The sequence below is a fragment of the Kitasatospora sp. NPDC022785 genome (assembly GCF_055561295.1).
The window spans coordinates 1-14,129 of record NZ_JBVHHB010000020.1 but is presented as its reverse complement, the minus strand read 5'-3'; the positions used below and the strand labels follow the sequence as shown (position 1 = coordinate 14,129).

12 protein-coding genes and 1 rRNA gene are annotated in these 14,129 nt (G+C 72.5%); 7 read left to right on the top strand and 6 right to left on the bottom strand.

Translation table 11 applies throughout. The annotated features are described in order from the left end of the window. Nucleotides 1-3: 3 nt before the first annotated feature. Nucleotides 4-396 (bottom strand): dihydroxyacetone kinase phosphoryl donor subunit DhaM, encoded by a 393-nt coding sequence (dhaM, locus tag ACZ3YO_RS27025; RefSeq protein ID WP_405361533.1) that lies wholly within the window; start codon nt 394-396, stop codon nt 4-6. A gap of 228 nt (nt 397-624) precedes the next feature. Here dhaM and dhaK point away from each other — a divergent pair, with 228 nt between their 5' ends. Both dhaK and dhaL read left to right on the top strand, forming a co-directional pair. Further along, nucleotides 625-1,620 (top strand): dihydroxyacetone kinase subunit DhaK, encoded by a 996-nt coding sequence (gene dhaK, locus ACZ3YO_RS27020; RefSeq protein WP_465574026.1) that lies wholly within the window; start codon nt 625-627, stop codon nt 1,618-1,620. A 14-nt stretch (nt 1,621-1,634) separates the two neighbouring features. Then, a complete protein-coding gene (dhaL, locus tag ACZ3YO_RS27015; protein WP_465574023.1) occupies nt 1,635-2,267 on the top strand; it encodes a dihydroxyacetone kinase subunit DhaL in 633 nt (210 codons plus the stop codon). Here dhaL and ACZ3YO_RS27010 read toward each other — a convergent pair. Then, nucleotides 2,258-3,388 carry a PP2C family protein-serine/threonine phosphatase gene (locus ACZ3YO_RS27010; RefSeq protein WP_465574020.1) on the bottom strand — a complete coding sequence of 377 codons (1,131 nt, stop codon included), beginning with the start codon at nt 3,386-3,388 and terminating at the stop codon, nt 2,258-2,260. The two genes, dhaL and ACZ3YO_RS27010, sit on opposite strands and share 10 nt — an antisense overlap. A gap of 146 nt (nt 3,389-3,534) precedes the next feature. On the opposite strand from ACZ3YO_RS27010, the gene ACZ3YO_RS27005 reads away from it, so the two are divergent. The 3 genes from ACZ3YO_RS27005 (at nt 3,535) to ACZ3YO_RS26995 (ending at nt 7,354) form a co-directional block, all read left to right on the top strand. Next, nucleotides 3,535-4,521: a PrsW family intramembrane metalloprotease gene (locus ACZ3YO_RS27005; protein ID WP_465574312.1), complete on the top strand. Its 987-nt coding sequence runs from the start codon at nt 3,535-3,537 to the stop codon at nt 4,519-4,521. Nucleotides 4,522-4,760: 239 nt separating this feature from the next. After that, nucleotides 4,761-4,979: a heavy-metal-associated domain-containing protein gene (locus tag ACZ3YO_RS27000; protein ID WP_465574018.1), complete on the top strand. Its 219-nt coding sequence runs from the start codon at nt 4,761-4,763 to the stop codon at nt 4,977-4,979. 86 nt (nt 4,980-5,065) lie between these two features. Further along, nucleotides 5,066-7,354, top strand: coding sequence for a heavy metal translocating P-type ATPase (locus ACZ3YO_RS26995; protein ID WP_465574015.1), 2,289 nt, complete (start codon nt 5,066-5,068; stop codon nt 7,352-7,354). Nucleotides 7,355-7,415: 61 nt separating this feature from the next. Here the strand turns inward: ACZ3YO_RS26995 and ACZ3YO_RS26990 are convergent, their stop codons facing one another. From ACZ3YO_RS26990 to recD2, 3 genes are all read right to left on the bottom strand, one after another. Continuing rightward, the gene (locus tag ACZ3YO_RS26990; protein WP_405361525.1) at nt 7,416-8,135 is read right to left on the bottom strand and encodes an SDR family NAD(P)-dependent oxidoreductase; all 720 of its coding nucleotides are present in this window, start codon (nt 8,133-8,135) and stop codon (nt 7,416-7,418) included. A gap of 528 nt (nt 8,136-8,663) precedes the next feature. Next, complete coding sequence (locus ACZ3YO_RS26985; RefSeq protein ID WP_465574011.1) at nt 8,664-9,953, bottom strand: citrate synthase; 1,290 nt, start codon at nt 9,951-9,953, stop codon at nt 8,664-8,666. Between the two features lie 224 nt (nt 9,954-10,177). After that, complete coding sequence (gene recD2, locus ACZ3YO_RS26980; protein ID WP_465574008.1) at nt 10,178-12,424, bottom strand: SF1B family DNA helicase RecD2; 2,247 nt, start codon at nt 12,422-12,424, stop codon at nt 10,178-10,180. A 158-nt stretch (nt 12,425-12,582) separates the two neighbouring features. Here recD2 and ACZ3YO_RS26975 point away from each other — a divergent pair, with 158 nt between their 5' ends. Next, nucleotides 12,583-13,392: a VOC family protein gene (locus ACZ3YO_RS26975; protein WP_465574005.1), complete on the top strand. Its 810-nt coding sequence runs from the start codon at nt 12,583-12,585 to the stop codon at nt 13,390-13,392. A gap of 133 nt (nt 13,393-13,525) precedes the next feature. After that, nucleotides 13,526-13,978 carry a GNAT family N-acetyltransferase gene (locus tag ACZ3YO_RS26970; protein ID WP_465574002.1) on the top strand — a complete coding sequence of 151 codons (453 nt, stop codon included), beginning with the start codon at nt 13,526-13,528 and terminating at the stop codon, nt 13,976-13,978. A 76-nt stretch (nt 13,979-14,054) separates the two neighbouring features. Here the strand turns inward: ACZ3YO_RS26970 and rrf are convergent. Beyond that, nucleotides 14,055-14,129 (bottom strand): 5S ribosomal RNA (gene rrf / locus ACZ3YO_RS26965); the annotation flags it as partial.

The following is a 14,129-nucleotide window of genomic DNA, read 5'->3' as shown; positions in this document are numbered from 1 at the left end:
CGCTCAGAGCTTGCGGAAGGTCCGCGCCTCCTCGGCCGCCGCCACCACCTCGGCCAGCGCCGCCCCGGTGGAGGCGGTGACCGCCGCCGAGACCGCGCCCTCCACGAAGGGCGCGTCCACCAGCACCACCCCGGGCCGCGGCTCGTCCTCCAGCACCGTGACGGCGGTCAGCACCGAGCTGCCGAGGTCCGGCAGCACCACCACACCCGCCCCGCCGTCCGCCTCCGTGACGGCCCGGGCGATCAGGTCGTAGCTGGTGCCGATCCCGCCCTCCTCCGTGCCGGCCGCCACCACCACCCGCACCGCGTCCGAGGCGAGTTCCCCCAACAACTGCTTCAGCCCGGCGGCCAGCTGCGCGCTGTGCGAGACCAGGACGATGCCCACGTAGTCGCTCATACGCCGACCCTACGGCGGCCCCGCTGCTCCGCACGAGTGACCCGGGCCCCGTGTCGCGCCCGGTGCCGCCGACCCCGCCCCAGGCCCATCGGCCACCCACCGCACGCCCCGGCCCCGCCCGAACCCCGCCCCACCCCGGGACACGCCGCCCCTCACCGTACCCCGTGCCGCCGCCCCCCATCTGGCGTAGCGTCGGGTCAGCATCGTCTGCCGAGGGAGCGAAGCGCCGTGAAGAAGCTGATCAACACCCCGGAGAGCGTCCTGGAGGACGCGCTGGCCGGATTCGCCGCCGCCCACCCGGAGTTGACGGTGGACCTCGCGAACCGGGTGATCACCCGGGCCCTCCGCCCGCCGGCCTCGAAGGTCGCGCTGGTCTCCGGCGGCGGCTCCGGCCACGAGCCGCTGCACGGCGGCTTCGTCGGCCGCGGGATGCTGGACGCCGCCTGCCCGGGCGAGATCTTCACCTCCCCGGTGCCGGACCAGATGCTGGCCGCCGCCAAGGCCGTGGACTCCGGCGCGGGCGTGGTCTTCCTGGTGAAGAACTACACCGGTGACGTGATGAACTTCGAGCTGGCCGCCGAACTCGCCGCCGAGGAGGGCCTGGAGGTCCGCACCGTGCTGGTCGACGACGACGTCGCGGTCGAGGACTCGACGTGGACGGCCGGCCGCCGCGGCACCGGCGCGACCGTGCTGGTGGAGAAGATCGCCGGCGCGCTGGCCGAGCGCGGCGCCACGCTGGACGACGTGGCCGCGATGGGCCGGCGGGTGAACGCCGCCTCCCGTTCCTTCGCGATCGCACTGACCGCCGCGACCGTCCCGGCCGCCGGCAAGCCCGGCTTCGACCTGCCGGAGGACGAGATCGAGGTCGGCGTCGGCATCCACGGCGAGCCCGGCCGCCGCCGCGAGAAGCTGCGCCCGGCCCGCGAGCTGGCCGCCGAGGTGGTGGAGACGATCCTCGCCGACCACCACCTGACCGCCGGCGACGAGGTGATCGCCCTGGTGAACGGTCTCGGCGGCACCCCGCTGCTGGAGCTGTACATCGTCTTCGGCGAGGTGGCCGCACGGCTGGCCGAGCGCGGCATCACGGTGGCCCGCAACCTGGTCGGCAACTACGTCACCAGCCTGGACATGGCGGGCTTCTCGCTCACCCTGGCCAAGGCCGACGGCGAGCTGCTGGAGCTGTGGGACGCCCCGGTGGACACCCCCGCCCTCAAGCGGGCCTGAGAAGAGGGACGGACATGGACTTCGACACCCCGCTCGCCGAGGCCTGGGTGCGCGCGATCGCCGCCGCCGTGGAGAAGGAGCAGCAGCGGCTCACCGAGCTGGACTCCGCGATCGGCGACGGCGACCACGGCAGCAATCTGCAGCGCGGTTTCACCGCCGTGCTGGCCGCTCTGGACGGCCTCGACCCGGCGGGCCCGGGGGCGGTGCTGACCAAGGCCGGTACGACGCTGATCTCCAAGGTCGGCGGCGCCTCCGGGCCGCTGTACGGGAAGGCCTTCCGTGCCCTCGGCTCCGCCCTGCCCGCCCCGGCCGGCCCGGCCGCGTTCGGCGACGCGCTGGCGGCCGGACTCCAGGCGGTGCGGGACCTCGGCAGGGCCGAGCCGGGCGACAAGACCATCGTGGACGCCTGGACCCCGGCACTGGCCGCCTACCGGGCCGCGGTGGCGGCGGGCGCCGGCCTGCCGCAGGCGGCCGGGGCGGCGGCGGACGCGGCCGAGCAGGGCGCGCTCGCCACCGTGCCGCTCCAGGCCCGCAAGGGCCGCGCCTCCTACCTGGGCCCGCGCAGCGTCGGCCACCAGGATCCGGGCGCGACCTCGACGGCCCTGGTCTTCCGTGCCCTCGCCGAGGTCACCGCGGCTCAGAGCTGATCGGTCCGGGTGATCAGAAGCAGCAGGGCGTCGTCCCGCAGCTCCCCGCCGGTGTGCTCCAGCAGGTCGGCGTAGACCCGGCCGACGGCCGCCTCCAGCTCCGTGGCGGAGCGGGCCGCGCCCCGTACCAGCGGGCCGACCCGCTGCGCCAGCGGGTAGAACTCGCCGTTCCGGCGGTGTTTGGCCTCGATCACGCCGTCGGTGCAGAGCACCAGCACGTCGTCCTGGCCGAACGGCTGGTCCCAGCTGGTCGGCTCGCCGGCGGCCAGCCGGCCGAGTCCGAGCGGCACCCACGGATCGGGCGCGTCGAGGACGTGCACCCCGCCGTCCGGGTCCACCCGGATCGGCGGGACGTGCCCGTACTGGAGCAGCTCCATCACCCCGGGCGTGCGGAACTCCGCGAACAGCGCGGTGGTGAACTCCCCGGCCGGCGCGTGCCGCTCGACGCTGGCCTCGATCCGGGCGGCCACCCCGCGCAGCCCGGCCTCGTCGTACGCGGCCTCGCGGAAGGCGCCGAGCACCACGGCGGCGGTCTGCACGGCTCCCAGGCCCTTGCCGCGGACGTCCCCGACCGCCACCCGGGTGCCGTGCGGGGTCTCCAGGACGGAGTAGAGGTCCCCGCCGATCCGCGAGGCGTCGGCGGCGGAGACGTACCGGACCGCGAGGCGCAGCGGTCCGACGACCGGGCCGGGCAGCCGCAGCAGCGCCCGCTGGGCGGCCTCGGCGACGGAGCTGACGGCCGCGAAGGCCGCGGCCCGGCGCATCCTGAGGTGGGCGACCCAGGCGGAGAACAGGGTGAGCAGCAGGTAGCTGACCATCGCGCCGTAGAGGAAGCGCTCGTCGTTGACGTTGTCGACCTCGTCGTAGTGGCTGAGGCCGAACACCGCGAAGAGACCGAGCAGGCAGACCATCAGCAGTTCGACGGGCCGCAGGGTGAGTGCGGCGATGGTGGGGACGACCGTCATCAGCGGCGCGAGGTAGCGGTCCTTGCCGGATAGGAGGTCCGCGAGTCCGACCAGCCCGATCGCGATCAGCGCCGGGGTCGCCCGGCGCCAGAACGGCACGTCCTGGAGGTCGGCGGCGAGCAGCGCGCCGCGCCGCCGGCCCGGCGACAGTCCCACGGCGGTCGGGACCGCGGGCGACTGGGCTCGGCGGATGGGGAACACATATCGAACATAACGGACGATCAGCCACCTCACCCCCGCACCCCGGGGCCGGCCCCGCCCACCCGAGCCGCACTGGGCCAATCGGTACCGAAATGGCCGCTTTGTCATACAGTGCGACTAAAAGCAGCTCGCGAGGGAGGCCATCACCGGTGTCCGGATACCGCAACACCCCCCGCATCTCCGATCCGCCGGCGCGGGCGGCGGCACGTCCCGGCCAATGGCTCCGGATCTTCCTGGTCGGCCTACTGCTCTGGGTCGCCACCGTCGCCGTCACCTTCCTGACCGGCAACAGCAACCTGGTGCCGACGATCGTGCTGCTCGGCAGCTTCCTCGTGCCGGCCACGATGGTGGTCTGGGCGTACGAGCGCTACGCCGCCGACCTGGGCGCGGACCGGATCCTCGCCTGCTTCGGCATCGGCGGCATCATCGGCGTACTCGGCGCCTCGGTGCTGGAGACGTACCTGCTCTCCCCCTCGGCCTGGACGTACCTCGGCGTCGGCCTGATCGAGGAGGCGGTCAAGCTCGCCGCCCTGGTCGTGATCTGCCGGCACCTACGGGTCGGCGGCCTGCGCTACGGGCTGGTGCTGGGCGCCACGGTCGGCGCCGGCTTCGCCGCCTTCGAGAGCGCCGGCTACGCGTTCAACGCGGTGCTCAGCATCCAGGGCCTCTCGCTCAGGAACCTGGTCGAGACGGAGATCCTGCGCGGCGTCCTGGCACCGGTCGGACACATCCTGTGGACGGCGATCCTCGGCGGGGTGCTCTTCCGCGAGCGGCGCGGCGGCCACTTCCGCTTCACCCCTCCGGTCGCGCTCACCTACCTCGGCGTCGCCCTCCTGCACGCGCTCTGGGACTCGACGAGCGGCATCGCGGTCTGGCTGGTCGCGAGGACCACCACCGGCGACCGGCAGCGCGCCCTGTTCGACCTCGGCTACATGCCGGACCCGACCGGCGAGCAGGTCCACCTCTACACGCTCTACGACACCCTGGGGCTGGTCGTGGTCGCGCTGGGCGGCCTCCTCTGGCTGCGGCTGCTGATCCGCCGCGAGCGCGCCACGATCCCGGCCCAGCTCCCGGCCGCCCCCGCCTGAACGACCCCCGCAGGACCGCACACTGCGCCCGAATCCGCCCGCCGCCCGGCGCGGATTCGGGCGCAACGTGTTCGGACGCATACGCTCTGCTCTCGGACCGCGTCCGCGCCGCCGGGCGGCCGGATGCGATCCGCGCCACATCACCCCCTTCCCTGAGTCATACCCCGCAGGGGTATGGTGTTATCAGACGAACAGCCCGGGCACGTGCCCGCGGCGGTACAGACCTCCCGGAGGCTCCGATGTCCAGCACCATCACCTACACCGTGACCGGCATGAGCTGCGGCCACTGCGAGAGCTCGGTCAGCAAGGAGCTCTCCGCGCTGACCGGCGTCACCGAGGTGGCGGCCGACGCCAAGGCCGGCACCGTGACGGTCCTCTCGACGGCCGAGCTGGACGACGAGCAGGTCCGCGCGGCCGTCGACGAGGCCGGCTACGAGCTGGTCGGCCGGTCCGTCTGAGCCTCGCGGCCCTCGAAGACAGACCACACGGCGGGGCCCGCACCCCGCGGCCCCCGCCGTACGCTCTGACCAAGGAGCTGACCAGCATGAGCACCACCTCCACCCCGGGCGTGGCGGCCCTGCGGGAGCGCGTCGAGCTGTCCATCGGCGGCATGACCTGCGCCTCGTGCGCCGCCCGGATCGAGAAGAAGCTCAACCGGATGGAAGGCGTCGAGGCCACCGTCAACTACGCCACCGAGAAGGCCCGGGTCGACTTCGGGCCCGGGGTGGACGTGGCCGACCTGATCGCCACCATCGAGCAGACCGGTTACACCGCCGAACTCCCCCCGCCGCCCGCCACCACCCCCGAGGCCGCGGCCGCCGGGGCCGGCACGACGCCCGAACAGCCCCCCGCCGACCCCCTGCTGGACCGCCTGCTGGTCAGCGCCGTACTCAGCGTCCCGGTGGTCATGCTGTCGATGATCCCGTCGATGCAGTTCACCAACTGGCAGTGGCTGGCCTTCGCGCTCACCGGCCCCGTGGTCGTCTACGGCGGGCTGCCGTTCCACCGCGCCGCCTGGACCAACCTCAAGCACGGCGCCGCGACCATGGACACCCTGGTCTCGCTCGGCACCCTGGCCGCCTTCGGCTGGTCGTTCTGGGCCCTGTTCTGGGGCGACGCGGGCATGGCCGGCATGCGGCACTCGTTCTCACTCTCGGTCGGCGCCACCGACGCCTCGTCCACCCTGTACCTGGAGACGGCCGCCGCCGTCACCGTGCTGATCCTGCTCGGCCGCTACCTGGAGGCACGCTCCAAGCGGCGGGCCGGCGCCGCCCTGCACGCCCTGCTCGACCTCGGCGCCAAGGACGTCTCCGTCCTCCAGGACGGCGGGGGCGGACGCGAGGTCCGGCTGCCGGTGGACCGGCTGACCGTCGGGATGCGCTTCGTGGTCCGCCCGGGCGAGAAGATCGCCACCGACGGCGTGGTCGTCGAGGGCGCCTCGGCCGTGGACGCCTCGATGCTGACCGGCGAGTCCGTACCGGCCGAGGTCGCGGTGGGCGACGCCGTCACCGGTGCCACCGTCAACGCCGGCGGCCGGCTGGTGGTCGAGGCCACCCGGGTCGGCGCCGACACCCGGCTCGCCCGGATGGCCCAGCTGGTGGAGGACGCGCAGAACGGCAAGGCCGCCGCCCAGCGGCTGGCCGACCGGATCTCCGCCGTCTTCGTTCCGGTGGTCATCCTGATCGCGCTCGGCACCCTGGTCGGCTGGCTGCTGGTCTCCGACAACCCCACCGAGGCGTTCACCGCCGCCGTCGCCGTGCTGATCATCGCCTGCCCGTGCGCCCTGGGCCTGGCCACCCCGACCGCCCTGCTGGTCGGCACCGGCCGCGGCGCCCAGCTCGGCATCCTGATCAAGGGCCCGGAGGTGCTGGAGACCACCCGCAAGGTGGACACCGTCGTCCTGGACAAGACCGGCACCGTCACCACCGGCCGGATGACCCTGCTCGCCGTCCACACCGCCGAGGGCACCACCGAGACCGAGGCGCTGCGCCTGGCCGGCGCCCTGGAGCACGCCTCCGAGCACCCGATCGCCCGCGCCGTCGCCACCGCCGCCGCCGACCGGACGGGCGAACTGCCCGGCGTGGAGGGCTTCGAGAACCTCCCCGGCCTCGGCGTCCGGGGCACCGTCGAGGGCCGCGCCGTGGTCGCCGGCCGCGCCGCCCTGCTGGCCGACCGCGCGCTGCCCCTCCCGCCGGCGCTGGCCCGGGCCGAGGCGGGCGCCGAGGCCGGCGGGCGGACCGTCGTCGCCGTCGGCTGGGACGGCGAAGCGCGCGCCGTCCTGGAGGTCGCCGACGCCGTCAAGCCCACCAGTGCCGAGGCCATCGCCCGGCTGCGCGCCCTCGGGCTGACCCCGATGCTGCTCACCGGCGACAACGCCGCCGTGGCCCGGGCGGTGGCGGCCGAGGTCGGCATCAAGCCGGACGACGTGATCGCCGAGGTGCTGCCCCAGGACAAGGTCGCCACCGTGCAGCGCCTCCAGGCCGAGGGCCGTGTCGTGGCCATGGTCGGCGACGGCGTCAACGACGCGGCCGCCCTCGCCCAGGCCGACCTGGGCCTGGCCATGGGCACCGGCACCGACGCCGCCATCGAGGCCGGCGACCTCACCCTCGTCCGCGGAGACCTGCTCGCCGCCGCCGACGCCATCCGGCTCTCCCGCCGGACCCTGGCCACCATCAAGGGCAACCTCTTCTGGGCCTTCGGCTACAACGTCGCCGCCCTGCCGCTGGCCGCCGCCGGACTGCTCAACCCGATGATCGCGGGCGCCGCCATGGCCTTCTCCTCGCTCTTCGTGGTCACCAACAGCCTCCGGCTGCGCCGCTTCCGGGCCGCCTGAGACCGATGTGTAAGGGCCCGGACCGAGCTCGGTCCGGGCCCTTACACGTCCACGCCTCCGCTCAACGACCGAGCAGCTCGCCGCCGTTGCAGTGCAGGATCTCTCCGGTGACGAAGCCGGCCTCCGGCGAGGCCAGGAAGTAGACCGCCGCCGCCACCTCGCCGGCCTCCCCGATCCGGCCGAGCAGCGTCCTGGCCGCCCGCCGGGATACCTCGGCCTCGTCCAGCCGCGGGCCGAAGAACTCGGTGCCCGCGACCGTGCCCGGGGCGACGATGTTGGCGGTGATGCCCGAGGTACCGAGCTGGGCGGCCAGGAAGTGGTTCCAGGCGTGCAGCGACGCCTTGGCGGCCCCGTACGAGCCGGCGCCGCGCAGGGCGGCGATCGAGCTGACGGTGACGACCCGGCCGGAGCCCGGGGTGAGCCGGTCCCGGATGGACTCGGTGAGCAGCACCACGGTCAGCACGTTGCGCTCGAAGTCGCCGCGCCAGCGGGCCAGCAGGGCGTGCGGACCGCCGCCGATCACGGTCTCCCGGCTGCCGGCGTTGTTCACCAGCACGTCGATCCGCTCGGGCAGTTCACCGAGCGCCGCCTCGACGGCGTCCGGGTCGGCGAGGTCGCAGACCAGCGGGGTGACGTTCGGGCCGAGGTCGGCCGCGGCCTGTTCGAGCACCGCCCGCCGGCGGCCGACGATCACGACCTGTTCGCCCGCCTCGGCGAACCGGCGGGCCACCTCGTACCCGATCCCGGTGCCACCGCCGGTGACAACGACGTTCCTGGCCATCTGCGCGCTCCCTCCCCAGTTCCGCCGCCACGCTGCGAGGGTGCGGGACGGTCCGTACCGGAATGCCACGATTCCTATCACGCTCGGTTGCCGTCACTGTGGGGAGGGTGACGTTCCCGCCGGCGGAAGGTGTGGTATGGGCCCGGTACGACGCGCACACGGAGCGTGGCGAGAGGCAGGTCACACACCCCGGGCGTAACTTCTCGCACCCTGATACGTCTTAGGTTGGTAGTGCGGCAGTTTTTTCGGTGGGCGGGGACGTGGCGAACGGCTTCACGTCTCCGCGCGGACACCGACTGCCGCCGACGGGGCTCCGGCGGGCCCCGGGACGGTCGCCGACCTGTCGGCGGCCTTCGCGCACGGCGCCGGGGAGTGGCGGGTCTGGGACGCTTTGAGCGGCCGTCCCGGGCTGCGGCCGCCCCCGGAGTCGTGCGCCGTACGTTTCCACCCTCGCGGGTGACGGCGAAGGGCCCGGCCGCACGGTGCGGCCGGGCCCTTCCTGGTCCTGCGTCAGCGGGTGCCGGAGCCTCAGCGGGCGCCGAGCTCCACGTAGTCGCGGATCGCGGTGCCGGTGTAGATCTGGCGCGGACGGCCGATCCGGCTGGTCGGGTCGTTGATCATCTCGTGCCAGTGGGCGATCCAGCCCGGCAGCCGGCCGAGCGCGAACAGCACGGTGAACATGCTGGTCGGGAAGCCCATGGCGCGGTAGATCAGGCCGGTGTAGAAGTCCACGTTCGGGTAGAGCTTGCGCGAGACGAAGAAGTCGTCCTTCAGCGCGTGCTCCTCCAGCTTGAGCGCGATGTCGAGCAGCTCGTCGGACTTGCCGAGCTGGCCGAGCACCTCGTGCGCCAGCAGCTTGACCTGCGCGGCGCGCGGGTCGAACGCCTTGTACACGCGGTGGCCGAAGCCCATGAGCTTGACGCCGTCCTCGCGGTTCTTCACCTTGCGGATGAACGCGTCGACGTCGCCGCCGTCCTTCTGGATGCTCTCCAGCATCTCCAGGACGGCCTGGTTGGCGCCGCCGTGCAGCGGGCCCCAGAGCGCCGAGATACCGGCCGAGATCGAGGCGAACTGGTTGGCGTGGCTGGAGCCGACCAGGCGGACCGTGGAGGTCGAGCAGTTCTGCTCGTGGTCCGCGTGCAGGATCAGCAGCTTGTCCAGGGCGTTGACGATGACCGGGTTGAGCTCGTAGTCCTCGGCGGGCACCGCGAAGGTCATCCGCAGGAAGTTCTCGACGTAGCTCAGGTCGTTGCGCGGGTAGACGAACGGCTGGCCGACCGACTTCTTGTACGCGTAGGCCGCGATCGTCGGCAGCTTCGCCAGCAGGCGGACCGTCGACAGGTGGCGCTGGCCGGCGTCGAACGGGTTGTGGCTGTCCTGGTAGAAGGTGGACAGCGCGCCGACCACGGACGACAGCATCGCCATCGGGTGGGCGTCCCGCGGGAAGCCCTGGTAGAAGCGCTTGACGTCCTCGTGCAGCAGGGTGTGCTGGGTGATCTCGCGGTTGAACTCCGACAGCTGGTCGGCCGTCGGCAGCTCGCCGTTGATCAGCAGGTACGCGGTCTCGATGAAGCTGCCCTGCTCGGCGAGCTGCTCGATCGGGTAGCCGCGGTAGCGCAGGATGCCGTTGTCGCCGTCCACGAAGGTGATCGCGGACTTGTACGCGGCGGTGTTACCGAAGCCGTTGTCCAGGGTGACCAGGCCGGTCTGCGGGAGCAGCTTCGAGATGTCGAAGCCGGCGTTGCCCGCAGTGCTCTCGACGACGGGGTACTCGTACTCGCCGTCCTGGTACCGCAGTACTACCGAGTTGTCGCTCACGTCTTCCTCACCGACGAAATGAATCCTCTTCCAAGGTGCCCTGACTGTCTCTACCATCCCCCATCTGGCGGACAGCCGCGCACCCGGGGTGGCCCGAAAGGGACCGCCCCTACAAAACCTGCCGCCGCAGCCGGTACGAACCGGACAAGATCGGCACCACACCAGGCTCTGCCGTAAATCTCTTCACGTCAAGAGAACAATAGAGGCAACCATCCGTTGGAGAATCATCCAGTGGCCAGCCGATGGTCCAGCGCGGCATGCCTCCTACCTGCGCTGACGGTTCGAACGGCCTGGGCGATCGCCTTCCGTGACCCCACGAGCACCACGAGTTTCCTCGCCCTGGTCACAGCGGTGTAGAGCAGATTCCGCTGGAGCATCGTCCATGCGGACGTGGTGACCGGAATCACCACCACCGGATACTCGCTCCCCTGAGACCGATGGATCGTCACCGCGTACGCGTGCGCCAACTCGTCCAGCTCGTCGAAGTCGTACGGCACCTCCTCGTCCTCGTCGGTGAGCACGGTCAGCCGCTGGTCGTCCACGCTGAGCGAGGTCACCACTCCCACGGTGCCGTTGAAGACCCCGTTCCGCCCCTTGTCATAGTTGTTCCTGATCTGCGTGACCTTGTCCCCCACCCGGAACGTCCGCCCGCCGAACCGCCGCTCCGCCAGCCCCTCCCGGGCCGGCGACACCGCCGCCTGCAACAGCGTGTTCAGGTTCCCCGCGCCCGCGGGGCCCCGGTGCATCGGCGCCAGCACCTGGACGTCCCGCCGCGCGTCGAAGCCGAACCGCTGCGGGATCCGCCGCGCCACCACGTCCACCGTCAGCCCGGCCGCCCGCTCGGCGTCGTCCTCCACGAACAGGAAGAAGTCCGCCAGCCCCTCCGTCATCGGCGGCAGCCCCTCGTTGATCCGGTGCGCGTTGGTCACCACCCCCGACTGCTGGGCCTGCCGGAAGATCCTGGTCAGCCGCACCGACGGGATCGGCCCGCCCTCCGCGAGCAGGTCCCGCAGCACCTCGCCGGCGCCCACCGACGGCAGCTGGTCCACATCCCCCACGAACAGCAGGTGCGCCCCCGGCGCCACCGCCTTGACCAGCTTGTTCGCCAGGATGAGGTCCAGCATCGACGCCTCGTCCACCACCACCAGATCGGCGTCCAACGGCCGGTCCCGGTCGTACGCGGCGTCCCCGCCCGGCCGCAGCTCCAGCAGCCGGTGCACCGTCGACGCCTCCACCCCGGTCAGCTCCGCAAGCCGCTTCGCCGCCCGCCCGGTCGGCGCCGCCAGCACCACCTTGGCCCGCTTCGCCAGCGCCAGCGTCACGATCGACTTCACCGTGAACGACTTGCCGCACCCGGGACCGCCGGTCAGCACCGCGACCTTCTCGGTCAGCGCCAGCCGCACCGACTGCTCCTGCTCCGGGGCCAGCTCCGTGCCCGTCCGCTTCGCCAGCCAGCCCAGTGCCGCCGGCCAGTCCACGTCCGCGAACCACGGCATCCGGTCCGACTCCGCCCGCAACAGCCGCAAGAGCTGGTTGGAGAGCGAGATCTCCGCCCGGTGGAACGGCACCAGGTACACCGCGGTGATCGGCTCGCCGCCCTCTCCCGGCACCGACTCCCGCACCACCCCCTCCGCGGCCACCAGCTCCGCCAGGCAGTCGATCACCAGCCCCACGTCCACCTGGAGCAGCTTCACCCCGTCCGCGATCAACCGCTCCTCCGGCAGGTAGCAGTGCCCCTGGTCGCTGCTCTGCGACAGCGCGTACTGCAGCCCCGCCTTCACCCGCTCCGGACTGTCGTGCGGAATCCCCACCGCCTGCGCGATCCGGTCCGCCGTCAGGAAGCCGATACCCCAGACGTCCGACGCCAGCCGGTACGGCTCGTTCTTCACCACCCCGATCGAACCGTCCCCGTACTGCTTGTAGATCCGCACCGCCAGGGAGGTGGAGACGCCGACCCCCTGGAGGAAGACCATCACCTCCTTGATGGACTTCTGCTCCTCCCACGCCACCGCGATCTTCTTGGTCCGCTTCGGCCCCAGCCCCGGCACCTCGATCAGCCGGCCCGGCTCGTGCTCGATCACCTCCAGGGTGTCCACCCCGAACCGCTCCACGATCCGCTCGGCGAACCGCGGCCCGATCCCCTTGATCAACCCCGAGCCGAGATAGCGCTGGATGCCCTGGATCGTCGCAGGCAGCACCGTTGTGTAGTTCTCCACCACGAACTGCTTGCCGTACTGCGGATGCGACCCCCACCGCCCGTGCAGCCGCAGCGACTCCCCCGGCTGCGCACCCAGCAGCGCGCCCACCACCGTCAGCAGGTCGTTGCTGTCGCGCCCGGTGTCCACCCGGGCGACCGTGTAGCCGGTCTCCTCGTTGGCGTACGTGATCCGCTCCAGGACGCCCTCGACCTGGGCGAGCTGACGCGGCGGGCCCACCGGACCCGCCGGCGCCTGCTGAGTCTGCCTGGCCACCCGGCCCCCTCTACCAGTACGGGTGCAGTTCCGCTACGCACCGTACCGCCCGGGTGCGACACCGGGCGCCCTGGTGCCAGGCTGGTAGACGCAGAGGGGGACCCTCCGTCCTGCCCGCGCCCCAACGCGACAGGCATCGCCCGAGGAGCAGTGCCGCCATGCTCACCACCTCCTTCGCCCCCGGCTCGCCCAACTGGCTCGACCTCACCAGCCCGGACACCGCCGCCTCCGTCACCTTCTACACCACCGTTTTCGGCTGGACCTTCGCCTCCACCGGCCCGGAGGCCGGCGGCTACGGCCTCTTCCAGCAGGACGGCCGCACCGTCGCCGCCCTCGCCCCGCACCGTGCCGCCGCCGACCCGGCCGAAGGGACCACCCGCCCCGGCTGGACGATCTACTTCCGCACCCTCGACGCCGACCGGACCGCCGAACTCGTCGAGGCCGCCGGCGGCACGGTCCGCCTCGCCCCGTTCAGTGTCTTCACCGACGGCCGGACGGCCGGTTGCACCGACCCCGCCGGCGCCGAGTTCGCCGTCTGGGAGCCCCGCGAAACCCCCGGTCTGGACGCCGTCACCGAACCCGGCACCTTCTGCTGGGCCGAGTGCTACAGCGTCGACGCCGAGGCGGCCAAGGCCTTCTACCGCGCCGTCTTCTCCTGGCAGGAGCAGGACGTCCCGCTCGGCGAGGTGATGTACACCGTCCTCACCCCGGCCGGCGGCGGCACGGACGACGCGCACGGCGGCATCATGCAGCTCGGCCCCGAACAGACCGCCGCCGGCACCACCTCGCACTGGCTCCCCTACATCGAGGTCCCGAGCGTGGACGCCGCCGTCGCCCTCGCCGAACAGCTCGGCGCGACCGTCCGGATCCCCGCCATGGACGTCCACGGCGTCGGCCGGCTCGCCCAGCTGATCGACCCGCACGACGCCGTCTTCGCCGTCATCACCAGCGCGGCGGAGGGTGGGTGACGCCGGGTCATCCGCCGGAAGGGCTCTTGGGGGGCCTGGAGGGCTGCTGTGGGGCACAGCCGGGCCCGCGGAGAGGTAGGGGAGCGGGGCAGGGGGTTGGTCGGGCTTCCAGGGGGCCGCCTAGGCTGTGATCATGACCGACCTGACGATCCGCCGGGCCACCGCCGACGACCTTCCGGCGATAGTGGCCATGCTCGCCGACGACGCCCTGGGCGCCACCCGCGAGAGCCCCGACGACCTCACCCCGTACCGCGACGCCTTCGCCCGCATCGACGCCGACCCGCACCAGCACCTGGTCGTCGCCGAACGCGCCGGCCGGACCATCGGCACCCTCCAGCTGACCGTCGTCCCCGGCCTCTCGCGCAAGGGTTCCACCCGGACCATCATCGAAGCGGTCCGGATCCACGCCGACGAGCGCGGCAGCGGCCTCGGCACCGAGCTGATCCTCTGGGCCGTCGACCGCTCCCGCGAACTCGACGCCGACCTCGTCCAGCTCACCTCCGACGCGACCCGCACCGACGCCCACCGCTTCTACGAGCGCCTCGGATTCGTCGCCTCGCACGTCGGCTTCAAACTCGCGCTGTAATTCCCGGAACACCGTTGTCCCGGAAACGCAAAGAACCCCCACCCGGATCCCGGGTAGGGGTTCTTTGTGAATGATTGTTCGGCGGCGTCCTACTCTCCCACAGGGTCCCCCCTGCAGTACCATCGGCGCTGTGAGGCTTAGCTTCCGGGTT